This window comes from Ruegeria sp. BHSA191 (assembly GCF_059613325.1).
Genome location: NZ_JBXWSH010000002.1, coordinates 121,556 through 143,840 on the forward strand (window position 1 = coordinate 121,556; position 22,285 = coordinate 143,840).

The 22,285-nt window shown below is 62.0% G+C and carries 24 protein-coding genes; 9 read left to right on the plus strand and 15 right to left on the minus strand.

From position 1 onward, the window contains the following. Positions 1–14: 14 nt before the first annotated feature. Entirely contained in the window at positions 15–1,151 is a 1,137-nt protein-coding gene (locus AC2FNS_RS02485) for an alkane 1-monooxygenase (protein ID WP_496710767.1), read from the plus strand. Here AC2FNS_RS02485 and AC2FNS_RS02490 read toward each other — a convergent pair. The 4 genes from AC2FNS_RS02490 to AC2FNS_RS02505 form a co-directional block, all read right to left on the minus strand. Further along, on the minus strand, positions 1,148–2,530 hold the full coding sequence (locus AC2FNS_RS02490; protein ID WP_496710768.1) for an adenylate/guanylate cyclase domain-containing protein: 1,383 nt from the start codon (positions 2,528–2,530) through the stop codon (positions 1,148–1,150). The two genes, AC2FNS_RS02485 and AC2FNS_RS02490, sit on opposite strands and share 4 nt — an antisense overlap. 146 nt (positions 2,531–2,676) lie before the next feature. Further along, positions 2,677–3,780: a site-specific DNA-methyltransferase gene (locus AC2FNS_RS02495; protein ID WP_496710769.1), complete on the minus strand. Its 1,104-nt coding sequence runs from the start codon at positions 3,778–3,780 to the stop codon at positions 2,677–2,679. A 106-nt stretch (positions 3,781–3,886) separates the two neighbouring features. Then, positions 3,887–4,504: a ribonuclease HII gene (gene rnhB / locus AC2FNS_RS02500; RefSeq protein WP_496710770.1), complete on the minus strand. Its 618-nt coding sequence runs from the start codon at positions 4,502–4,504 to the stop codon at positions 3,887–3,889. A 115-nt stretch (positions 4,505–4,619) separates the two neighbouring features. Further along, positions 4,620–5,096, minus strand: a complete 477-nt coding sequence (locus AC2FNS_RS02505; protein ID WP_496710771.1) for a hypothetical protein — start codon at positions 5,094–5,096, stop codon at positions 4,620–4,622. Positions 5,097–5,274: 178 nt separating this feature from the next. Here AC2FNS_RS02505 and AC2FNS_RS02510 point away from each other — a divergent pair, with 178 nt between their 5' ends. From AC2FNS_RS02510 to AC2FNS_RS02520, 3 genes are all read left to right on the plus strand, one after another. Beyond that, on the plus strand, positions 5,275–5,562 hold the full coding sequence (locus AC2FNS_RS02510; protein WP_496710772.1) for a hypothetical protein: 288 nt from the start codon (positions 5,275–5,277) through the stop codon (positions 5,560–5,562). Continuing rightward, entirely contained in the window at positions 5,534–6,235 is a 702-nt protein-coding gene (locus AC2FNS_RS02515; protein ID WP_496683970.1) for a winged helix-turn-helix domain-containing protein, read from the plus strand. The genes AC2FNS_RS02510 and AC2FNS_RS02515 overlap by 29 nt, the downstream gene beginning before the upstream one ends. 96 nt (positions 6,236–6,331) lie before the next feature. Next, positions 6,332–7,903, plus strand: coding sequence for a DUF427 domain-containing protein (locus AC2FNS_RS02520; protein ID WP_496710773.1), 1,572 nt, complete (start codon positions 6,332–6,334; stop codon positions 7,901–7,903). Positions 7,904–7,991: 88 nt separating this feature from the next. Here AC2FNS_RS02520 and AC2FNS_RS02525 read toward each other — a convergent pair whose 3' ends face one another. The 6 genes from AC2FNS_RS02525 to AC2FNS_RS02550 form a co-directional block, all read right to left on the minus strand. Beyond that, the gene (locus AC2FNS_RS02525; protein ID WP_496710774.1) at positions 7,992–8,789 is read right to left on the minus strand and encodes a DUF1217 domain-containing protein; all 798 of its coding nucleotides are present in this window, start codon (positions 8,787–8,789) and stop codon (positions 7,992–7,994) included. Beyond that, positions 8,786–9,187: a flagellar biosynthesis repressor FlbT gene (gene flbT / locus AC2FNS_RS02530; protein WP_496680771.1), complete on the minus strand. Its 402-nt coding sequence runs from the start codon at positions 9,185–9,187 to the stop codon at positions 8,786–8,788. The genes AC2FNS_RS02525 and flbT overlap by 4 nt, the downstream gene beginning before the upstream one ends. Continuing rightward, positions 9,187–9,561 carry a flagellar biosynthesis regulator FlaF gene (flaF, locus tag AC2FNS_RS02535; protein WP_496680768.1) on the minus strand — a complete coding sequence of 125 codons (375 nt, stop codon included), beginning with the start codon at positions 9,559–9,561 and terminating at the stop codon, positions 9,187–9,189. Before flaF ends, flbT begins: the two co-directional genes overlap by 1 nt. A gap of 80 nt (positions 9,562–9,641) precedes the next feature. Beyond that, on the minus strand, positions 9,642–10,889 hold the full coding sequence (locus AC2FNS_RS02540) for a flagellin N-terminal helical domain-containing protein (RefSeq protein ID WP_496680766.1): 1,248 nt from the start codon (positions 10,887–10,889) through the stop codon (positions 9,642–9,644). A gap of 207 nt (positions 10,890–11,096) precedes the next feature. Next, positions 11,097–11,456, minus strand: a complete 360-nt coding sequence (locus AC2FNS_RS02545) for a flagellar biosynthesis protein FlgN (protein WP_496710775.1) — start codon at positions 11,454–11,456, stop codon at positions 11,097–11,099. Next, positions 11,446–11,718: a rod-binding protein gene (locus AC2FNS_RS02550; protein ID WP_496710776.1), complete on the minus strand. Its 273-nt coding sequence runs from the start codon at positions 11,716–11,718 to the stop codon at positions 11,446–11,448. The genes AC2FNS_RS02545 and AC2FNS_RS02550 overlap by 11 nt, the downstream gene beginning before the upstream one ends. A gap of 110 nt (positions 11,719–11,828) precedes the next feature. On the opposite strand from AC2FNS_RS02550, the gene AC2FNS_RS02555 reads away from it, so the two are divergent. The 3 genes from AC2FNS_RS02555 (at position 11,829) to AC2FNS_RS02565 (ending at position 14,658) form a co-directional block, all read left to right on the plus strand. After that, positions 11,829–13,058 carry a flagellar hook-length control protein FliK gene (locus AC2FNS_RS02555; protein ID WP_496710777.1) on the plus strand — a complete coding sequence of 410 codons (1,230 nt, stop codon included), beginning with the start codon at positions 11,829–11,831 and terminating at the stop codon, positions 13,056–13,058. Between the two features lie 3 nt (positions 13,059–13,061). Next, positions 13,062–13,727, plus strand: a complete 666-nt coding sequence (locus tag AC2FNS_RS02560) for a flagellar hook capping FlgD N-terminal domain-containing protein (protein ID WP_496803767.1) — start codon at positions 13,062–13,064, stop codon at positions 13,725–13,727. Positions 13,728–13,803: 76 nt separating this feature from the next. Continuing rightward, on the plus strand, positions 13,804–14,658 hold the full coding sequence (locus tag AC2FNS_RS02565; RefSeq protein WP_496710779.1) for a phosphotransferase family protein: 855 nt from the start codon (positions 13,804–13,806) through the stop codon (positions 14,656–14,658). 6 nt (positions 14,659–14,664) lie between these two features. On the opposite strand, the gene AC2FNS_RS02570 is transcribed toward AC2FNS_RS02565, so the two are convergent. The 5 genes from AC2FNS_RS02570 to AC2FNS_RS02590 all read right to left on the minus strand — a co-directional run bounded on the left by AC2FNS_RS02570 (position 14,665) and on the right by AC2FNS_RS02590 (position 19,955). Next, positions 14,665–15,966 carry an NAD(P)/FAD-dependent oxidoreductase gene (locus AC2FNS_RS02570; RefSeq protein ID WP_496710780.1) on the minus strand — a complete coding sequence of 434 codons (1,302 nt, stop codon included), beginning with the start codon at positions 15,964–15,966 and terminating at the stop codon, positions 14,665–14,667. Next, a complete protein-coding gene (locus AC2FNS_RS02575) occupies positions 15,963–16,781 on the minus strand; it encodes an ABC transporter permease (RefSeq protein WP_496710781.1) in 819 nt (272 codons plus the stop codon). Before AC2FNS_RS02575 ends, AC2FNS_RS02570 begins: the two co-directional genes overlap by 4 nt. Further along, positions 16,778–17,668 carry an ABC transporter permease subunit gene (locus tag AC2FNS_RS02580; RefSeq protein WP_005980379.1) on the minus strand — a complete coding sequence of 297 codons (891 nt, stop codon included), beginning with the start codon at positions 17,666–17,668 and terminating at the stop codon, positions 16,778–16,780. Before AC2FNS_RS02580 ends, AC2FNS_RS02575 begins: the two co-directional genes overlap by 4 nt. Beyond that, positions 17,668–18,795: an ABC transporter ATP-binding protein gene (locus tag AC2FNS_RS02585; protein WP_496680747.1), complete on the minus strand. Its 1,128-nt coding sequence runs from the start codon at positions 18,793–18,795 to the stop codon at positions 17,668–17,670. The genes AC2FNS_RS02580 and AC2FNS_RS02585 overlap by 1 nt, the downstream gene beginning before the upstream one ends. A 74-nt stretch (positions 18,796–18,869) precedes the next feature. After that, positions 18,870–19,955 carry a polyamine ABC transporter substrate-binding protein gene (locus tag AC2FNS_RS02590; protein ID WP_496803768.1) on the minus strand — a complete coding sequence of 362 codons (1,086 nt, stop codon included), beginning with the start codon at positions 19,953–19,955 and terminating at the stop codon, positions 18,870–18,872. Positions 19,956–20,095: 140 nt separating this feature from the next. Between AC2FNS_RS02590 and AC2FNS_RS02595 the strand changes: the two genes are divergently transcribed. Together AC2FNS_RS02595 and AC2FNS_RS02600 are read left to right on the plus strand one after the other, a co-directional pair. Further along, positions 20,096–20,779 (plus strand): GntR family transcriptional regulator, encoded by a 684-nt coding sequence (locus tag AC2FNS_RS02595; protein WP_496680743.1) that lies wholly within the window; start codon positions 20,096–20,098, stop codon positions 20,777–20,779. 76 nt (positions 20,780–20,855) lie between these two features. Beyond that, positions 20,856–22,253, plus strand: coding sequence for an aspartate aminotransferase family protein (locus AC2FNS_RS02600; RefSeq protein ID WP_496710782.1), 1,398 nt, complete (start codon positions 20,856–20,858; stop codon positions 22,251–22,253). The last annotated feature ends 32 nt before the right edge of the window (positions 22,254–22,285 follow it).

The window sequence follows — 22,285 nt, forward strand, 5'->3', positions numbered from 1 at the left end:
TCGGAGCCTGAACCATGATCCCGACTGACACCCTGTCGCGCTGGCAATCGGCCCTGCCCTTCTGGGTTTCCTTCCTTTTGATCCCGATCCTGTGGTTCACCGCTTTTGCCGGCGGCTGGTGGGTGCTGCTGGTGCCGCTGTCTACCTGGTGGCTGTTTGCGGCGCTGGACGGCCTGACCGGGCTGAACCTTGAAAACGCCGACCCCGAAACGCCCGAGGACGCGCTGCGCTGGTACGTCCTGCTGACCAAGGCCTGGGTGCCGGTCCAGTTTTTCACGCTCTATGGCTTGATCTGGTACGCCACCCGCGCCGAACACCTGTCATCGCTGGAAAAGATCGGGCTTTTCTTCGGGATGGGCGTGATCTCGGGTACGATCGGCATCAACTACAGCCACGAGCTGATGCACCAGAAGGGTCGGCTTGAACGGTGGCTGGGCGACATCCTACTAGCGATGGTGCTGTATTCGCATTTCCGATCCGAACACCTGCTGGTGCATCACCGCTATGTGGGCACGCCCCGCGACCCCGTGACCGCGCGCTACAACGAAGGGTTCCACCGCTTTTATCCGCGCGTCCTGCGCCAGTGCCTGGTGTCCGCGTTTCAGGCCGAGAAGGCCAAGCTGGCGCGCAAGGGGCTGAGCTGGACGGACCGGTCGAACCCGTTCTGGCGGTACTGGACGCTGCAGGGGCTGATGCTGGCGCTGGCGCTGCTGCTCGGCGGATGGGCGGGGCTGGGGCTGTTCCTGGTTCAGGCGGGCACCGCGATCTGGCAACTGGAGCTGGTCAACTATGTCGAGCATTATGGACTGACGCGCAAATACCTGGGCGACGGCAAATACGAACATGTCCGGCCGCGCCATTCGTGGAACGCCGCGCACAAGGCCTCGAACTGGCTGCTGATCAACCTGCAACGCCACTCGGACCATCATTACAAGCCCAACCGGCGGTTTCCGCTGCTGCAGAACCACCCTGCCGAAGCGGCCCCGCAACTGCCCTATGGCTATCCGGTGATGACGGTCGCGGCAATGATCCCGCCGCTGTGGCGGCGCATGATGAACCCGCGGGTGCGGGCCTGGCGGCAACAGTACTATCCCGAGATCACCAACTGGCGGCCCTACAACAGAGCAGAGCTGCCGATGCCGCGCGCCTAGAGCGTCCAGATGGTCATCGGCTGGTCGACCCCGCGGATCACCTGCCGGTCATGCCGCACGAACCCAGCCATCAGGTCGACGGCAGAATCCGCTTGCCGTAGCGCCTGTTCATGCAGCTCGTCCGAGACCACGACACGGGCCCCCATCTCGCGGGTCATCGCCTCAAGCTTGGCGGCCACGTTCACCGCGTCTCCAATCACCGCGAATTCCAGCCGATTGGCGCCGATATCGCCCAGAACCACCGGGCCGAAATGCACTCCGATGCCCACCTGGATCTCTTCTTCCCCGGCCCGGCGCCGTTCGAGGTTCCACCGGTCGATGATGTCCACCATCGACCGCGCGCAGGACAGGGCGTTGACCGCGTCCAACGGGGTCGGAACCGGAGTGCCGAACGTGGCCATCAGACCGTCGCCCAGATATTTGTCCAGCGTGCCGTGATGGTGAAACACCTCGGCCTCCATTCGCGCGTGAAAGCCCCGCAGCACCTCGATCACTTCATAGGGGTCACGCCCGGCCGAAAATTTGGTGAAGCCGATGATGTCGATGAACAGAACCGCGATGTTTTCCTTGCGCACCTGCTTGAGCGGCTCGTCGTTCTGGCTCAGTTGCTCAACCACGTTGGGCGAGAAGTATCGCGACAGGTTGGCGCGTTCTCGTTCCAGCCCGGCGTTTGAGATCAACAGACGATTGAGCCGCCGCATCGACACGCCCAGCGTGACCGCGACCATCATGAACACGATCACCTCTTGCACGCGCATCGGAACCATGAAGCTGTTTGGGTCCAACAATTCAGCCACGGCAGGATAGCCCTGCAACGCGGCGGCGACCGCCTCGCTGAGCCCGGGGATGGGCGTAGCCACCCACCAGGCGACGATCCAGCCCACCGTCCACATCAGCGCCGTCCAGCTGCCCATGGCGATCACCGTCCGCCAGGAATAGGCCAGCGTACCCGCGGCCAAGATGACGAAGAAATACTGAAAATTGTCGAACCGGTACTGCATCGCCAGTGGGCGCACATCGTCGCTGAACGGGTTGGGGACGATCATGCCCAGCGTCATGATCAGCAGATCGACGAAAATCAACAACAGCTCGATCCGGGATTGGCCCACCCGGCCGGCGCGACGGATCAACCAGCCGTTGCCGCAGAGCAGCAGCAGGATGAAATGGTACCACATCACATCCCAGTTCGGGTTCAGAAACACCAGCAGGACACCGGTCAGCGCCATGGCGATCCAGCGGGCGCGGACGGCCAGTTCCAGCCCTTCGCGCTTGTGCCGTTCCAGCGCGGCCTCGGTGTATTTGTTGTCCAGATCGAACCTGTCCGGCGTGGTCACGAAAAACCGCCCGAACCGGGACGGGGTGGCGGCGGTGTCGGTCATTGGCTGATGCTCCCTCGCATTGTAGCGGGATATGAGGTCCGACCATCCAAACATCACCGGGCCAAAAACAAAAGACCCCGCCGGGTTCGGCGGGGCAAGGCGTGGTACCATGTGTCAGGCCACAGGCACCGGCGGTATGGGTGTGATCAGTTGTGCAGTTCGGCCCGGATCTGCTGGCGCAGCACGTCGATCGGAACCGTTTTTCCGTCGCGTTTGAAGCACCAGTACGTCCAGCCATTGCAGGACGGCGCGTTTTCCAAATGCGCGCCCACCTGATGGATCGAGCCCTTGATGTTGTCGCCCACCAGCGTGCCGTCGGCCCGCACCTTGGCCTTGTGACGCCGGTTCATCGAATACAGCTCCTCGCCCGGGCGCAGCATGCCGCGTTCGACCAACTGACCGAAGGGCACGCGCGGCTCGGCGCGCTTGCTGGCGCTGACCTCAAGCGCGTCACGGTCGAACTTGCGCACCTTGGCGATGCGCTTTTCGGCCACTTTGCGATAGCTTGCCTCGCGCTCGATCCCGATGAACTCGCGTCCCAGCATCTTGGCCACTGCGCCGGTGGTTCCGGTGCCGAAGAACGGGTCAAGCACCACGTCGCCCGGGTTGGTCGAACCGATCAGAACCCGGTGCAGCAGCGACTCGGGCTTTTGCGTCGGGTGCGCCTTGTCGCCGTTTTCATCCTTCAGACGTTCGTGGCCCGTGCAGATCGGCAGCACCCAGTCGCTGCGCATCTGTACGCCTTCGTTCAACGCCTTCAGCGCCTCGTAGTTGAAGGTGTATTTGGCCCCTTCCCGCTTGCTGGCCCAGATCATCGTTTCATGCGCGTTGGTAAACCGCTTGCCGCGGAAATTCGGCATCGGGTTCGACTTGCGCCAGATCACGTCATTCAGGATCCAATAGCCCGCATCCTGCAGGGCCGAGCCCACACGGAAGATGTTGTGATACGAGCCGATCACCCAGATCGCCCCGTTGGGCTTGAGCAGCCGATGCGCGGCTTTCAGCCAGGCCCGGGTGAACTTGTCATAGGCGGCAAAGCTGGAAAACTGGTCCCAGTGGTCATCCACCGCATCGACCTGGCTGTTGTCGGGGCGGTGCAACTGACCCTTCAGCTGCAGGTTATACGGCGGATCGGCAAAAATCAGATCCACCGACGCCTCGGGCAGACTGTTCATCACCTCGATGCAGTCGCCGGAAAGAATCGTGTTTAATGGGAGCGCGGCCGCGCCCTGTGTCTGGGTTTTCGTCATTTCTCTGCCTCAATATCCACGGCGCTTTTGCGCTCATTTGGTTGAGACAAGGATGAGTCAAACCGGATTCGCCGTCAATTTCTTTTTTGAATCATGGGGTTACGATTTACTCTTGATACAAGATATTGTGGACGGGCTTGAACGAACGTCTATGATGTGGGGTTACCCCAAGATTTTGCAGCGCCTCGCGGTGCTGTTTGGACGGATAGCCCGCATTGGTTTCCCAGCCATAGCCCGGGTGCTGTTGCGCCAAATCCACCATCACCTGATCGCGCCATTTCTTTGCAAGGATCGACGCCGCCGCAATCGAGACTGACTTCGCATCGCCTTTGACCACAGCCTGCGCCGGCACGGTCAGACCCTTGGGGATCAGATTGCCGTCGATCAACACATAGTCCGGCGACGGCTTCAGCGCCGCCACGGCGCGCTCCATCGCCAGGTGCGAAGCATACAAGATGTTGAGGTCGTCAATCTCGGCCACGCTGGCCTCGGCAATGGCATATTCGGACCGGGCGCGCAGATCCGCATCCAGCGCAAGCCGCCGGCGGGCGGTCAATTTCTTGGAATCGTTCAGACCCTCGGGGACGTCCTGCGGGTTCAGAATGACCGCTGCGGCCACAACAGGCCCGGCCAGCGGGCCGCGCCCCACCTCGTCCACGCCGGCGATCCTGGCGTAGCCTTGCGCGATCAGCGCCTGTTCCAGTTCGAAATTCGGAGTCGTCATGCCATTGGCAAACCGTGTTTCGCCCCGATCCGCAAGACAAAAGAAGGGGGCGATCGGCGCCGCCCCCTTCCCGCACGGCGCGTCTGACGGCGCCGCTCCTGCTCGAAACGTATTACTAGTAAACCACGCGGTATCCCTTCTGGCGCAGACAGGCCGGCTCGTACGCACGCTCGACCTTCTTGCCGTTCCAGAATCCGACCTTGCACTGTTGCGGCAGGCTGGCCGAATAGTCGTAGTGCTTGTCCAGGCATTTCGTCGCCAAGAGCGGACGCTCTGTGGAATAGTGCTTGAAGACCCGCAGGCACTGCTGCGGCAAGTCATAGCGCGCAACCCGGGGCGGCAGAGGGCGCACATGGTGTGGACGCCGGACAGGTGGTTGCACTTTTGGCGGGGTGTAGATGTGATTGTAGGTACGGGTGACCGTCTTGGGCCGTGTCTGTTTGTCGAAATGATTGATGGCCGCGCCAAGCAGGGCAATGGCGGCAAGACCGCCCAGGATGTCATGGGCATCGGCAGCCCGCGCCTTCGAGGCCGAAATCCCGGTGATGGCAATGGCGGTCGACACGACCAGGGCGATGAATTTCTTGTGCATCGGACACGTCCTTTCGGATGAACTGCGTGGCCGCGTCTGCGACCGTCGGAAGTGATGCACCATCCTTGCCGCCGGCCCTGCAAGACAGGCAATATCGGCCCGGTGATATCCGATATCATTGCTGCTAACCCCGCTGAGATATTGAATATCGCACCAAGCCATGCGCAGGATACGGCCCATGAAACAGATCTTCTCTTTCCTGGCGGTTTCCACGCTGCTATCGCTTCTCGCCACCACTGCGGCGGCAGAGTGCTATGCCGACTACAAGGCCAAACAGGACAACCCGCTGCGCCTGCACTATGGCGTGATGGAGGTCCCGGTCTGCCAGCCGGGGCCAGCCAGGCAAGAGATTGCAAAGCGGCTGAAAAAGTCGGGCTGGACGCTGCTGAACGTCATCTCGGTCTTCGGCCCCGAGGGTCTGGATCAAAGGAAGGAAAATGCCGGAAAATTCTTTCTCCGTTTCTGAGGCGCGGCGTTCTGGGGCCCGGCTCGTCGGCTTCGGCATCGCGGCGATCGTCCTCATCCTGATCACGGCGGCAGCCTTCCTGTTCTGGACGCTTCCGGACGCCAACGCCTTCAACGCGCGGGTCGAGCGGCTGTTCGTCGAAAGCGATCTGACCACCCAAGCCGAGATCCGCCTGCTGGAAATCCTCGCCCAATCGGGGACCGCCTTTGCCGACACGCTGGCCAGCTACCGGATGGTGATCTTCGTGCTGCTGGTATTCGCAACCGCCATGCTTGTGGCCGCGCTGGTCTTTCTTGTGATGCTGACCGCACTGAACCGCCGCATGGCCCAGATCGAGCGCACCGGCATCCAGGTGACCTCGTTGCTAATCAGCCGCGAGGAAAACACGGTGTACCTGAACAACATGGATTTCAAACTCACGCCCGCCGCCATGGAGACCCTGTCGGTGCTGGCCGAATCGCGGCTGGACGACGAAGTTCTGTCAGGTGCCCAGATCGAAGCGATGATCTCGGGCCGAGACGCCAGCGATTGTGACGAAGCCGCTGGTGCGACCCGCATCAAGCGGCTGCGCGACGCGCTGGGCAACCAGATGGTCAGCGAGTTGCTGGTGAAGAACATCGCCAAAAAAGGCTATATGCTGTCGATCGACAAGGACGTCATCAAGATGGTCTGACGGGCTCGGGTCCCGACCGGTAAAATCTGCGTTGCCCCCCTTGGAAAACCGCCTTGCAAGGCCCATCCTTTAGACACCCGGCACGGGAGGTTGCTGATGAACGTCCACGCCCCGCCCGAAACCAAAGGCTATGAAATCGCGATCGAGCGGCTGACAGGCCGCGTCGCGATCTACCGCGACGATCTTGTTCTGGCCGAAAGCACCAATGCAAAGGTCATGTATGAAACGCGGCTGGCACCGGTCATCTATGTGCCGCGCGAAGACGTTTGCGTCGACCTCGGCCCCGAGACCGATCTGCAGACCTTCTGCCCGTTCAAAGGCACCGCCACCTATCATGACGTGATCCTGGGCGACGAACGGCTGTCCAATTCGGTCTGGGCCTACGAGGATTCGCTGCCCGAAAGCGAGGCCATCCAAGGCCATATCGGTTTCATGCCCGAGACCTATACCCACATCGACCTTGGCGAAAACCAGCTGCGCAGCGTACAGGATGGCAACATCAGCGGCCCCCTGATCGATTGGCTGATGCGGGGCGCCGGCACGATTCGAACACCCGAAGCCTTCACCAAGGCGCTGGCCGAGAACATGCAGCAGCACGGAATCGCAATCCAAAGGCTCAGCGTCCTGGTCTGGTCGCTGCACCCGCTGATCGCCGGCAAACACTATATCTGGGAGAAGGGCGCCGAAGAGATTTCGACCAATGTTCCCACCTATGAAATCCATGACCACCCGGCCTTCATCAACAGCCCGCTGCGGCATGTGTCAAACGGCCTGGGTGGCGTCCGGCAGCGGTTGACCGATGCCAACCCGCGCCACAGCTTCCCGATCATGGAAGACCTGCGCGCCAAGGGCGGCACGGATTATGTCGCCATGCCCCTGCCGTTCTCGGATGGTCGCATAAATGTCCTGACCCTGACCTGCGACCACCCGGATGGGTTCACGACCGAGAACCTCGGACTGGTCTTTGAATGCGCCTCCGTCATCGCCCGTTTCTACGAGGTCTTCACCCAGCGCGAAAACGCCCAGGCCCTGCTCGAGACCTATGTGGGCAAGCGCACGGGCGCCCGTGTTCTGGGCGGCGACATCCGGCGCGGTGACGGCGATGACATCGATGCCGCGATAATGTTCTGCGACCTGCGCAATTCAACCAGTCTCGAGGAAAAACTGGGACGGTCGGCCTACATCACCTTGCTTAACGCGTTCTTCGAAACCGTCTCGGGGATCGTGCATGCAAATGGCGGCGAGGTTCTGAAATTCATCGGCGACGCCGTACTTGCGGTCTTTCCCGCCGGAGACGAACCCGCACGGGCGCGGTCAAACGCACAACGCAGCGCCATCAAGATCGTCGAGCAATTGGCCGAACTGAAGGCATCCGATGCTGACCATCATTGCGACTGCTCGATCGGCATCGCCTATGGTCGGGTCACCTACGGCAATGTCGGCTCGCGCGAGCGGCTGGATTTCACCGTGATCGGCCGGGCCGCGAACATCGCCGCTCGGCTGGGAGAATTGGGCAAAACCAATGGCCACCGCATCCTCGTGTCAGAGGACATCGCACCCGAATGCGCCGACGTCGTGCCGCTGGGGCCGCTCAAGCTCCACAATGTCTCGCGCCCCGTCACCTGCTTTGCCCTGCATACTCCGGCCGAAGGTCTCCTTGGCGGTTGAGCCGGCTTGTACAGCGCGGCGTCAGAAGCATCCGCAAGGGACGCAACTGACCCGCCTCCGGCTGGCCAACAGCGACCCCGAAACCGGGTCACGCCGATCCGCCCAGCAAGATCAAAGCCGTTTGCGCCGGCGAAATCGTGCTTTGCAGATCGGCGATCTGACGGCGCGCCAGATAGGTGTCGGTCAGGGTTTCCACCGCCGCGTCCGAGGAGAACTGCGACAGGTCACCGGACCCGGTCAAACCCGACAGTTTGTCCCGGAAAATCTCCATTTGCTTGTCGATATCCAGCTGCCCGAAACTTGATGGCAACCCCAGCGCGGTTTCCATCATGCTGCGCAACGGCGGCAAACTCATCAAGTCGTACCATTTCTTTGTTTCGCTCCCCGACTGCGACGCGAGGTCCTGCAAGGCATGCTGTGCGAAAAGCGCGATCCGCATGGAATCGTCCGTTTCACCCACCGAGGTTTCGAACCGGGACACGATGCTTCTCTGGGCGATCTGCTCCATATCCGTGATCAGGACCGTTTTTTTCACCTCACCTGGCCCCAGTCCGAACGCCTCTGAAAACTCGCGGTACCGGCTGTCGGCAAGGCGGTTGGCAAGAGCGTCATCGGCGCTGGTTCCGTCGGACAGAACCTTCTGGATGAAATACCGGTTGTCCAGGTCGTCCTCCAACCCGAAGGCACCCAGAGCAACGCTCAAAAGCCGACGATCCGAAACCAGGTCTTCGGCGGACTGCACGTTGCGGATATTCTCTAAAAAATACTGCGTGTCCCGCTCGTTCACGGCCGAAGACGAAAATGCCTGCAACTGGGCATCATAGGTGCGTTGCAAAAAGCGCCAGCCGACCAGCCCGCCAGTTGGTATGACCGGCTGAAAGGTCATTGGCGGTAGGCCAACAAGCGTTCTTCACGCGGCAAAAGCGACCGCAACGCCTTCAGGCATTTGTAATATTGCTCGGCCACCAGGGCTTCGGTTGCCTGCCCCAGTACGCGGCGGCTGTCAGGGTCGGTGAAGACCTGGCTCAGTTCCTCGATGCGTCGCAGGAGCTGTTGGCGTGCCTGAGCGGCATCCAGATCTCCCGATAGGACCAGTTGCGCCGCATAGCACACCCGGCGGACGGGCGTCGTGGCCTCATTGGGATGGATGGCGTCCCTCAGTCGCAGAACGTTTGCATCCGGCGTCAGGATGGAAAACCGACTGCGCCGGTCTCCGTTTTCGATCACCACGCCGTTCACCAGAACGCGCTCTTTTGGCGCCAGCTTCAGAACAAGGCCCGCCATTACGAAGCACCCATCTGACGCAGGCCGCGCAGCACCGCAAGATTGATCTCCAGCAGCGGCTCAATCCCGGCCTTCCTCGCAAGAACCTGACCGGTGTGCTGTTCGGTGAATTCGGCCAGATAGAATATACGCGCCCGCAGGTCATTCGGCAGGGCATTGTCTGAGTCCGCGACACCGTTTGCCAGAACCGACCAAAGCCTGCGATTGTCGTGCAGGGCCTGAACAAAACCCGAAAAATCCGATGCCTTTCGCGCCGCGGCCGCTTTCAGACGATGGGTGATTTTCGAGATTGCCTCGTACTCGGTATCACGCGGGGTGCGGGTCGGAGCGGCAGACTGCGCGTAGGCGCGTTGAGCAAGCGTTTGCAGTGTCACTTGAAATCCTTCCAATTGGCCGACTGGGTCTGGCGGTCAGAACCGGGGCGCGTGGATCGCGCCCCGGGATTGCTTTGGGATCAGCGGAACAATGACAGGATCGACTGCGGCGCCTGGTTCGCAATCGACAGCGACTGCGTCGCCAGCTGCTGCTGCACCTGCAGGGCCTGCAGACGGGCCGAAGTTTCTTCCATGTCGGCGTCCACCAGCGAGCCGATGCCCGATTTGAACGAGTCCGTCAGGTTCGAGATGAACTCCTTCTGGGTTTCGATCCGACCCTGCGCCGAGCCGAATGCCGCCGACGCGTCGATCGCGGTGTCGATCAGGGTCTCGATAGTGCCCAGGGCCGCAGCGGCGCCCGCGCTCGTCGAGACATCGATCGAGGACAGCGCGCCAAGCCCGCCGGACCCGGCATTGGTGAACTGGGCCGAAACGGTGACGTCGCGATCTGCGTCAGCCCCTGCCGCGGCGGTGCCGGTCACGAAGGTCAGGGTGCCGGGCGCGCTGGAGTCATAGTCGATGGCCACGCCGGTGATGCCCAGCGCGTCAATCTGGTTCTTCAAGCCGACTGCGACAATCGCGTCAGTATAGGCCGAGTCGTAAGTACCCGACGGATCTAGATCGCCGGCCTGGACGGTGTAGGACGCGACCTTGTCACCGATGGTGATCGTCACCTTGTCGCCGGCGGCGAAGTTGTCGGTCGAGCTGTCGATCACGATATCACCGGTGCCGCCAGCCTTGTCCATGGTAAAGCCCGCAGCATCGTTGTCGGTCGTGGCGTTGTCCGACCCGGCCAGAACGCCTTTGCTCGAATAGCCTCCGGTCGACAGGTTCTGACCGTTCACGGTAATCGACGACGCAGTCACCGCCCCGGTGCTGTCGCGGTCCAGCGACGCTAGAATCGATGCCGTGCCGGCCGATCCATCCACCAGGTTCAGCCCGTTGAACTGGGCCGCGCCGACAACCGATGCGATCTGATCGCGCAGGGCGCTTACGTCATCGTTGATCTTGCTGCGATCGACGTTGTCCTCCTGAGCCGCCACGATCTTGTTTTTCATCTGGGTCAGCAGATCGGTTACGGTTTCCGACGCGTTCCGGGCCACGGCCACGGTCGATTCGCCCAGCGCCAGACTGTCCTTGATGGCGTTGAAACCGTTGACGTCGGACTCCATCACCTTGGAGATTGCCCAAACCGCCGAATTGTCCTTGGCCGTTGCCACGTCCTTGCCGGTCGAGATCGCGTTCTGGGTGGCGGCCAGGTTCTTGTTGACCGATTTCAGGGTTTGCAGCGCAACCATCGCGCCGTTGTTTGTCAGAATGCTGGACATGCTTTTCATCCTTTGTTCGTTCGGGCCTTCTTCGCCCATTGACACCCCGCCGGGATCGGCGGGCCAAATGTCGTTCTGACCTGTGCGAGGAACCTTGCGGCCTTCGCGCCACCCGTCTTGCAGGTGCCGGACCACTATCGGGTTTGATCTCCTAACGGAGTGCTAAGGCGCGCCCCTGGAAAAAAAACGCATTTGAATCAAATGTCATCACGCCCGTTTTTCAAGCTTGGTCGCATGCCGCACCGCGTGACCGGTCCGCTGACCGTTGGCGTCATATGTGGTGAACTCCTGACGCACCTTCCGCAGTTCCGCCATGCGGTCGGCTACGGTCCGGATCCCTTCGGCCGCGCTGCTCAACAGGCTCTGGTTTCTATTGACCTTCGCCTGAAGCCTGATCAGATCGTCACTGTCCGACACCTCCAGCGCGTTCAGGTCCTCGATCAACTGCTCCTTTCGCGGCAGCATCTGGCTCAGCCGCTCCAGGTCACCCTCGAGCAAGGCCGACCGTTCCTGATCCAGAATCTCCTCAAGCGCCTGAGCTTGAACGCGCCGGTTATCACTTTGCATCGGTTTTCTCCATCATTGCAGTGCACAGGATTTCCGAAAGCCCGATCCCGCCGGCCCGGGCCATCTGCAGTGCTTGCTGCTGAACCAGAAAGGACGAGAACTGGTCTTCGCCCGCGCCGCCACCAAAGGATTGTCGCGCCTGCCCCATGCCGGCGGCCTTCAACATCTCTGCAAGAAATGTCGCCTCCAGCTCGACCGCGGCGGCCTTGAGCTTGGTCCCCACGTCCGGGCGGGTTGTTTGGGTGAGTGCTGAAATCATCATGAGCAACTCCGAAAATTGTCAGAAACTTTCCCGATAAAAGCGAAGAGCGGTTAAAATAAACGTAACTTCCTGTGGGCAGGTTCGGTTCATGCAGACGGAGCCGGAGCAAAATGCCCAACCCACTGACAGTGAGTCCCGACCAAACGGCGAAAAGCGCTGCTTTGTCGGCGAGCAACACAAGAAAGGCCGAGCCTGAGAAGGCTTTTGCGGACTTCGTGGCCGCATTGCAGCCATCGGACCGGGAAAAACCGGAGGCGGAGGCGGACCCGATCGTCGTCCCTGACGATTTGGCGGCGCAGGACGGGGATCTGGAAAGCGCCCAGGGCGAGTCGGTCGATTCGGAAGTTCTTCCGGCGATTCCGGACGACGCGGTGGCGATGCCGCCGCCCTTACCTCAGGGCCAACAGGGGTCGAAGCCGGTTCCGCACGATACGGCCACCGCACCGGGCGCTCCGGCCATCGGCGCGGCGTCCAAGACTATCAAGTCCACCATGACAGACGGCCAAGGGGTGTCGGCGGTGGCGCCTCGGACGGGGTCTTTGCAAGAAGACTCGTCCGCCACAACCGCCGAGCCGTCATCACAAACCGCCGATTCGCTTTCCTCGACCACGCGGGGCGAGACGGCCGTCCAAGCCTTGCTGCTTCGCCCCGAATCGCCTGATCGGCAACATGGCATGCGCGCCGCTTCGGAAACGCCTTGGACCGATTCGACCCAACCCAAGCCGGTTTCCGGTCAGCGCCCCATCGTAGCGCCCACCAACATGGAGGCGGCAGCCGCGTCTCTGTCGCCCAATCAATCCCATCAGCCGCTCCCGCCGGTTCAGCCTGACACGCAGGAGCCGCCTGAGGATCTGGGTGAGACGCCTCAGCTGGTGCAGCCGTCTGCCGCCCGCACCGCACATGAAAGCATGCCGCCGCCGGCCGTGCTGCATCGCGCCTCGGGCGCTGAATTGGCCAGGTCGATCGCCAGCCAGATTTCGGCATCGGTTTCCGCGAGAGCAGGAGGCGGCATCGAGCTGCAGCTCAACCCCGAAGAGCTGGGACGAATCTCGATCAGAATGATGGGTCGGGAAGACGGTATCCACCTGGTGATTGCCGCCGAACGGCCGGAAACCCTGGATCTGATGCGCCGCCACATCTCGCTGCTGTCGACCGAGTTCCAGCAACTGGGCTATGGGGGCCTTGAATTCGATTCGAATGGTGCCGCCGGCTCCGAAACGCAGGGGGAAGCGAAGCATCAAGGCGCGATTCAAACCGAGGCGGATCCCGTTTCGCCCGACCCCGATTCTCCGGTTCCACGCCGGCCCGACCCTTCGCGCCCACTCGACTTGAGGTTATGACCCATGATCAACGCCACCAACCCTGCGACGCAGACCACAGCTCAGGGACAAGTCACAATCCAATCGCAGAGTTCGGGTTTGGCATCCGATTTCGAAACCTTCTTGCTGATGCTGACCACACAGGCGCGGAACCAGGATCCGCTCGAGCCGCTGGATTCCTCCGAATATGCCGCCCAGCTGGCGCAGTTTTCGATGGTCGAACAGCAGGTCCAGACCAACAAGTTGCTGACCGGGCTGGCCGCGGCACTGAACGGCGCGAATCTCGATGAACTGTCTGGATGGGTCGGGGTTCAGGTGCGGGCGCCCGCCGCATTTCAATTTGACGGACAACCGCGAACGGTCTTTGCTGACCCCGACCCCAACGCCGACAAGGCCGTGCTTGTCATACGCGACATCAATGGTGACGTGGTCACCCGGCTGGACGTTCCCGCAACAGACCGGCAATTCGTCTGGCCCGGTCTGGACATCACGGGCGCGCCGGTTGCCGAAGGGGCGTATACCGCCAGTCTGGAAAGCTACAAGGGGGACAATCTGCTGTCCCAGAAGCCGGCTGCGGCCTTCAGCCGCGTCGTTGAGGCGCAGTTGGATAAAGGGGGAATCGTGCTGATGCTGGACAGCGGCGCGTCACTTTCGGCGACCGAGGTCGCGGCGGTGCGCGCGAGCGCTTGAACTTGACCAATGCGCAGGCCAATGCTGGGCGCATCCGGATTCTCAGTCGAAGGGTGCCACCCTGTCCCAGCTTCTCTTGCCACCATCAGGCCTTGTCGAGCACCTTTTCCAAGGTGGCCTGATTGTCCATGGGGCCAGCTTTCAAACGCTGTATGGCGGGCGAACCAACCGGGTGTGGAAAATCATGGACCGTGGTCGGGACAAGGTCCTCAAGCTGTATGACACGACCCAGACCAATCCGTTGTTCCGCAATGATGCACGGCTTGAAGCGGCCTGCCTGCGGGCGCTGTCAGAAACGGGTATGGCGCCTCGGCTGCGTGCTTCGGGACATTTCGAAAAGGACGGTTGGGTATTGTATGACCATGCGCCGGGCGCCCCTTGGCAGAGGGGTGTCGAATCTGTCGCCCGGTTACTACGACGCCTGCATGACATGAATCCGCCTGTTGCCGCGCCTGCCGGTCGAAACGGCAGTGCCGATCTTGCTCGCCATGGCTCGGAGATTCTGAGCCGCTGCCACGACAAGCTCCGAAAGACACTGCAGGGGCTGATGCCAGAAACAAGCGTTCCGCCAACAATTCGGATTTGCCTGATCCATGGCGACCCGGTAGCCGGCAACATCTTGACCTCGCCCTCGGGGGCGATGCTGATCGATTGGCAATGCCCTGCGGTCGGGGATCGGTGCGAGGATCTGGCTCTGTTTCTGTCACCTGCGATGCAGCAGATTTACCGCGGCCGCCCGCTGACCCACGATCAGGAAATCCGGTTCCTGCAGGCCTATGGCTGCCCGGAAACCGCGGAACGATACCGTGAACTCAAACCCTGGTACGCTTGGCGAATGGCGGCCTATTGCCTGTGGCGCGTCGAAAACGGCGCCCCGGCCTATGAGAACGGATTATCGCTGGAACTTGCGGGGCTGGCGGACGCCCGTTAGACCGGATCAAAGATCCGCCAATGCCATGACGGCATAAGCCGGCGGCATCAACAAGCGCCGCCATCGACCCAGCGGAAACCGCCCCGGCGGGCGCGCGATGGGGTCCGGGATGTTCGCTTCCTGCCCCAGGACCAACTGCGCCAGGGCTCGGCCGCAAAACGTGCCCATCGCAACACCGTTGCCGTGATAGGCCAGCCCCGCGAACATGCCAGGCCGATCGGCGACCGGCCCGACAAACGGCACCAGATCGCGGGCAAGACATACCATTCCCGACCACAGATGCGTTGCCTCAACCCCGGCCCAGGACGGAAACATGCGGGCGAAATCCCGCACCACCTTGCGCCGGATCGCGCGCTCGGCCCGGGGCGAGGACATCAGACCACCGCGCATTCCGAACAGGAACCGATTGTCCGGCATCAGTCGGAAATAATGCAGCAGGTTGCGTGTATCATAGGCCATCTGGCGCGACGTCCAGCCCTGCGCCTGCAACTCGGCCTCGGACAGCGGGCGCGTGACCATGACCGTCGACTGTGCCGGCATGTAGCGGCCCGACAACCAGTCGGGCATATCTTCGCTGGAATAGCCGTTGGTACAGATCAGAACGGTTTCGGACCGCACGGAGCCTCGCGGCAGCGCAAGTGCGAACCCGGATCCTGCGTGCCGGACATCCTGCACCGGGCTGCGCTGAAACAGGCGCGTACCCTGCGCCTGGGCGGCCATGGCAAGACCAAACAGGTATTTGCGCGGGTTCAGTGCAAACCCGACCGGGTCGGTGTATCCGCCGAAAAAGCGCCCACCCAGCCCAAGACTCGGAAGGTCACGGGTCTCGTGCAAAATACCGTCTGGCCCGGCATCGCGCCGCAGCGCCTCCATCGCCCGCGGCGTGTGGGCCAGCCGGGTCTCGCCCTGCGAATGCACATCCGCCTGAATCCCGTGCGCCGACAACAGTTGGGCAACCAGCGCCACCGCATCTGCCTCGGCCTGCGCATAGGCCTCGGCCGCTGCGGGGCCGTACCTGCGCACCATGGCGGCATGGCCCAGTTTCGACCCGCCCTTGCAGCAAAACCCGCCGTTGCGCCCCGAGGCGCCCCAGCCCGGCGTTTCCGCCTCGAACACGGCGACCGAAACGCCCTGCTGCGCCAGATGCAGCGCCGCCGACATGCCAGTGAACCCGCCGCCGACGATCGCAACGTCTACCGATAGATCACCTTCATGTACCGGCCAGTCGGGGGCCGGCACGGTTTCATCCCACCAGCACCCCGCGCGCGGGCCGGGGCCATAGGTGTAGGCAGGAAAGATCCGTTTCATTCGGTGCGCGCGGCGGCTTGTTCCTCTTGCCGCTGCCGGACCATCGCGCGTTTCGACACCAGCGAAGCGGTGATCACGCCGACGGTGACAACGGCGATCATGATGGTCGACAGCGCGTTGATTTCGGGGCTGACCCCCAAACGCACGGCCGAGAAGATCTTGATCGGAAGGGTCGTGGCCGAGGGTCCGGATGTGAAGGACGCGATCACCAAGTCATCCAGCGACAGGGTGAAGGCCAGCAACCAGCCCGAGATCACCGCCGGCGCGATGATCGGCAGCGTCACCAACCTAAAGGCCTGCGCCGGCGAGCAGCCCAGATCCAGCGCCGCCTCTTCCAGCGACTGATCGAACGTCACCAGCCGCGAGGAAACCACGACCGAGACGTAGCACATCGAAAAGGTCGTATGCGCTAGCACGATGGTCATGATGCCCCGGTCCAGCCCGATGCCGATGAACAGCAGCAGCAGCGACAGGCCGGTGATCACCTCGGGCATCACCAGCGGCGCGTAGATCATCCCGGAAAACAGCGTGCGGCCAAAGAACCGCCCGCCCCTCACCATGACATAGGCGGCCATGGTGCCCAGAATGGTCGCCAGCGTCGACGAGAACACGGCAACGCGAACGGTGACCCAGGCCGCATCCAGAAACGCCTGGTTCTGCATAAGCTCGCCGTACCATTTGGTCGAGAACCCAGCCCAGACCGTGACCAGCTTGCTTTCATTGAAGCTGAAGATGATCAGGATCACCATCGGGATGTACAGAAACGCAAAGCCCAGCGTCAGCGAGACCGTGTTGAACCAGCTCAGCCTGTTCATTGCTCGGCCTCCGCCTGTTTCTGCTGGTTGCGCTGGAACAGCACGATCGGGATCACCAGGATCAGCAGCAGGATCACCGCCACAGCGCTGGCCACCGGCCAGTCGCGGTTCGAGAAGAACTCCTCCCACAAGACCTTGCCGATCATCAGCGTGCCCGACCCGCCCAGCAGCGACGGGATCACGAATTCACCGATCACCGGAATCATCACCAGGAAACATCCCGCGATGATGCCCGGGCGCGACAGTGGGATGGTCACCAGCCAGAAGGCCTGCGTACGCGAACAGCCCAGATCCTCGGCCGCCTCGATCAGCGAGCCATCCAACCGATCGAGCGCGGCATAGATCGGCAGGATCATGAAAGGCAGATAGGTGTAGACGATGCCGATATAGACGGCCGTCTGCGTGTTGAGGATGGTCAGCGGGGTCGAGATGATGCCCGTCCACAGCAGGAACTGGTTCAGGTAGCCTTCGTTCGACAGGATCCCCATCCATGCATAGACGCGGATCAGGAACGAGGTCCAGAACGGCAGGATCACCAGCATCATCAGCGTCGGGCGCCATTCTTCGGGCGCTCGGGCCATGCCATAGGCGATCGGATAGCCCACCAGCAGGGTCAGCGCGGTCGCGATCAGCGCGATCTTGACGCTGGACAGGTAGGCTTTCCAGTACAGGTCATCCTCGGTCAGCCAGACGAAGTTCTCAAAATCCAACTGGCTGAAGAATTCCTTGATCCCGGCCCAGCCCTGCGACAGATCAAGGGTCGGGGTGTAGGGCGGGATCGCAAGCGCGATGTCCGACAGCGAGATCTTCAACACGATGAAGAACGGCACCAGAAACAGGGCCAGCAGCCAAACATAGGGAATGGCGATCAGGACCGCGCGGCGCATCAGTCTGCCAGCAGAACCGCCGCCGTGGCCGTCCAAGACAGCCAGACAGGGTCTTCCCATGTGAAGGACCGGCGCGAGATGCGGCGGGTATTGGCCGTCTGCGCCTTGATGATGATGCCGTTGGACAGTTCGACGTAATAGGTGGACAGATTGCCCAGATAGGCGATGTCATGCACCTTGCCCTGCACGGCGTTGACGGCATCGGCGGGGCGCTCGGCCGAGATGGTCACCTTTTCCGGCCGGATGGCCAGGTGGCAGGTTTGACCGTCGGCAAACCGGTTGGCCGACGTCGCGGTCAGCGGCGGCTGGCCCTCGGCCCAGTCGACGCGATAGGTGTCCTCGCCGATCGAGGTGGCCCGGCCCTGGATGATGTTCACGTCCCCGATGAAATCGGCGACATAGACGGAATTGGGGTTTTCATAAATGCGGTCTGGCGTGGCGACCTGCATCAGCTTGCCCTGATCCATCACCGCAACGCGGCTGGCGACCGTCATCGCCTCTTCCTGGTCGTGGGTCACGATCACGAAGGTGGTGCCGGTCTTTTCCTGAATGTCCATCAGCTCGAACTGGGTGTCCTGGCGCAGCTTTTTGTCCAGCGCGCCAAGCGGTTCGTCCAGCAACAGCAGTTTGGGCGCCTTGGCCAGCGACCGGGCCAGCGCCACGCGCTGCCGCTGCCCGCCCGAGATCTGATGTGGCTTGCGGCGGGCGAATTTTTCAAGCCGGGTCAGGCGCAGCATTTCCTCGACCCGGTCTTCCAGATCATGCTTGGGCATGTTGTCCCGGCGCAGGCCAAAGGCGATGTTGTCCCACACGTTCAGATGCGGAAACAACGCGTAGGACTGGAACATCATGTTCACCGCCCGTTTGTTGGGCGGGACCGGCGCGATGTCCTGACCGCTCAGCAGGATGGTTCCTTCCGAGGGCTGCTCGAACCCGGCCAACATCCGCATCATCGTGGTCTTGCCGCAGCCCGACGGACCAAGCAGGGCAAAGAATTCACGTTCGAAGATATCCAGCGACAGGTTGTCGATGGCCGTGAATCCCCCAAATCGCTTGGTGACGTTCTTGAACTGGATCAAGGGTTTCGCCTGTGGGTCGTCCCACGGCGCAAAGACGGTAGAGTTCAAAGGGACCCCCGTAAGTCAGCCGGAACTGGGAATGCGCAAGGCGGGCAGGCGCCGCCTTGCGCCGGAGCACCTGATCAGGTGCCCGACTTGATCTTGGTCCACAGACGGGTCACCACCCGCTGCACCTTGGCCGGATAGGGCCGGGTGGTGAACAGGTTCTCCAACGCGTCGGCGGGCGGATAGATCGCCGGGTCTTCCAGGATCTCGGGCAGGATGAACTCCTGCGAGGCCTTGTTGCCGTTGGCGTAGTAGACATAGTTCGTGGCCGCCGCCATGTTCTGGGCGTCCATGATGAAGTTCAGGAACTTATGCGCACCGTCCGGGTTGGGCGCATCCACCGGAATCGCCATCTGGTCGAACCACATCTGCGCGCCTTGCTTGGGCGCGTGATAGGCGATTGTCACACCGTTGTCGGCCTCGTCCGCCCGGTCGCGGGCCTGCAGAACGTCGCCCGACCAGCCCACGGCCACGCAGATGTCGCCATTGGCCAGCGCGTTGATGTATTCGCTGCTGTGGAACTTCTGGATGTGGGGGCGCACCGCCATGAAAACGCCCTCGGCCTTGGCGATCACGTCCGGATCCTGGCTGTCGGGGTCTTCACCGATATATTTCAGCGCGGCCGGGATCATCTCGGCCGGCGCGTCCAGGAAATGCACGCCGCAGCCGGCCAGCTTTTCCATGTTCGCCGGATTGAACACCAGGTCCCAGCTGTCGATGGGGGCGTCCTCACCCAGCGCTTCCTGAACCTTGCCCACGTTCACCCCGATTCCGGTGGTGCCCCACATATAGTTGATGGCGTATTCGTTGCCCGGGTCATACTGCGCCGTGCGCTCCTCGATCACGTCCCACAAGTTGGCCAGGTTCGGCAGCTTGGATTTGTCCAGCTTCTGGAACGCACCGGCCTGGATCTGCCGTTGCAGGAACGTGCCCGAAGGCACCACCACGTCATAGCCCGACCCGCCGGCCAGCATCTTGGTTTCCAGAACCTCGTTGCTGTCGAACACGTCGTAGATCAGGGTCAGGCCCGTTTCTTCCTCGAACTTGGTCAGCAATTCTTCGTCGATGTAATCCGACCAGTTGTAGACGCGCACCTCTTCCGCGAATGCGGCCGACGTCCCCAAGGCGGCGATCGCCGTCATCGTCAGCGTTCTGATTTTCATTTTCTTCTCCCTGCAAGTGTAGGGGTATCATCCCGTTTTTTTAGATTTGATCAAGTTTTGCGTTTTCCGTCGATCCGTCGTATGGTTTCACGCGGCAGCAAACCTGACAAGTCAGGACCATCGGGATCGAGGTGAAACACTTGGATTTGATCAAAAATAAGGCATCCGGGGTCGATGACGGAGCGCAGAAGGCGCCGGCGCATGAACAGGTGTATCGGACGTTGCGGTCACAGATCCTGTTCGGCGAACTGGTACCCGGCCAGCCGGTCACGATCCAGGGCCTGACCGAATCACTGGGGGTCGGCATGACCCCGGTGCGCGAAGCGATCCGCCGCCTGATCTCGGATGGCGCGCTGATCTTTCAGGGCAACCGCCGGGTCAGCGTGCCGCTGCTGACGGCGGCGGATGTCGAACAGATGATTTTTGCCAGAAACGCCGTGGAATCAGAACTTTCCCGTCGCGCGGCCAGCAGAATGACCACGGCGGACATCGACCAGCTGGAGCAAATCGACCGGCGTCTGGATCGCATGATCGCGGATGGTGATGTCAGCGGCTACCTGCGTCTGAACCACGCCTTCCACGAAAAGCTGTATGACCACGCGAACGCCCCGATCCTCAAGGACCTGGCCGAGCGTCTGTGGCTGCGATTCGGTCCTTCGTTGCGCGTCGTCTGCGGGCGGTTCGGCACCCAAAGCCTGCCGGATCGGCACAAGGATATCATCGGCGCGTTGCGGGCGGGTGACGCGGAAAAGGTCGCAAAAGCAACGACACAAGACATCGAACAGGGCATGGAGCTGATGGCCGAGGCATTGGCGGACGACTGAGAGCGCCCAAGTCGATTGACAGGAAAAAATTTGATCATATTCTGGCCGCCAACCGCTGTTGCAGGAGAACCTCCCGATGCCGACCATCACCAACCACATGCCGACCGCCGAGTTGCAGGCGCTGGACGCGGCGCATCACCTTCACCCGTTTTCGGCCAACAATGCCCTGGGCAAGGAAGGCGCCCGCGTCATCACCCGTGCCAAGGGCGTCTATCTGACCGACAGCGAGGGCGAAGAAATTCTGGACGCCATGGCCGGTCTGTGGTGCGTGAACGTCGGCTATGGCCGCGACGAGCTGGCAGAGGTGGCGGCACGCCAGATGCGCGAACTGCCCTACTACAACACCTTCTTCAAAACGACCCATGTCCCGGCCATCGCGCTGGCGGCCAAACTGGCCGAGCTGGCGCCAGGCGACCTGAATCATGTCTTCTTCGCCGCCGGCGGGTCCGAGGCCAATGACACCAACATCCGTCTGGTTCGCACCTATTGGGCGGAAAAGGGCCATCCGAACAAGAACATCATCATCAGCCGCCGCAACGCCTATCACGGCTCGACCGTCGGGTCGGCGTCGCTGGGCGGCATGGCCGGCATGCACGCACAGGGCGGCATCCCGATCCCGAACATCCACCACATCAACCAGCCCAACTGGTGGGCCGAGGGCGGCGACATGACGCCCGAGGAATTTGGCCTGGCCCGCGCGCGCGAGCTGGAAGAGGCGATTCTGGAACTGGGCGAAGACCGCGTCGCCGCCTTCATCGCCGAGCCGGTCCAGGGCGCGGGCGGCGTGATCGTCGCGCCCGACACCTACTGGCCGGAAATCCAGCGCATCTGCGACAAGTACGATATCCTGCTGATCGCCGACGAGGTGATCTGCGGCTTTGGTCGCACCGGAAACTGGTTCGGCTCGCAGACCATGAACATTCGCCCGCATATCATGACCATCGCCAAGGGGCTCAGCTCGGGCTATGCGCCAATCGGCGGCTCGATCGTCAATGACGAGATCGCCGAGGTGATCGGCGGGACCGAGTTCAACCACGGCTATACCTATTCGGGCCACCCCGTCGCGGCGGCCGTTGCGCTGGAAAACCTGCGCATTCTGGAAGAAGAAAAGATCGTCGAGCATGTGCGCGATGTCGCGGCCCCCTATCTGAAACAGAAATGGGAGGCGCTGGTCGAGCACCCGCTGGTCGGTGAGGCCAAGATCGTGGGCATGATGGCCTCGATCGCGCTGACGCCGGACAAGGCCAGCCGGGCCAAGTTCGCCTCCGATCCGGGCACGGTCGGGTACATCTGCCGCGATCGCTGCTTTGCCAACAACCTGATCATGCGCCATGTGGGCGACCGGATGATCATTTCGCCGCCGCTGATCTTGACCCCGGCCGATATCGACGAGATGTTCGTGCGCATCTACAAGTCGCTGAACGAGGCGCAGGCCGAGATCATCGCCCAAGGCCTGATGAAAGCGGCCTCCTGATTTCACGGAAACATCGCAAATGGGCGGCCCGA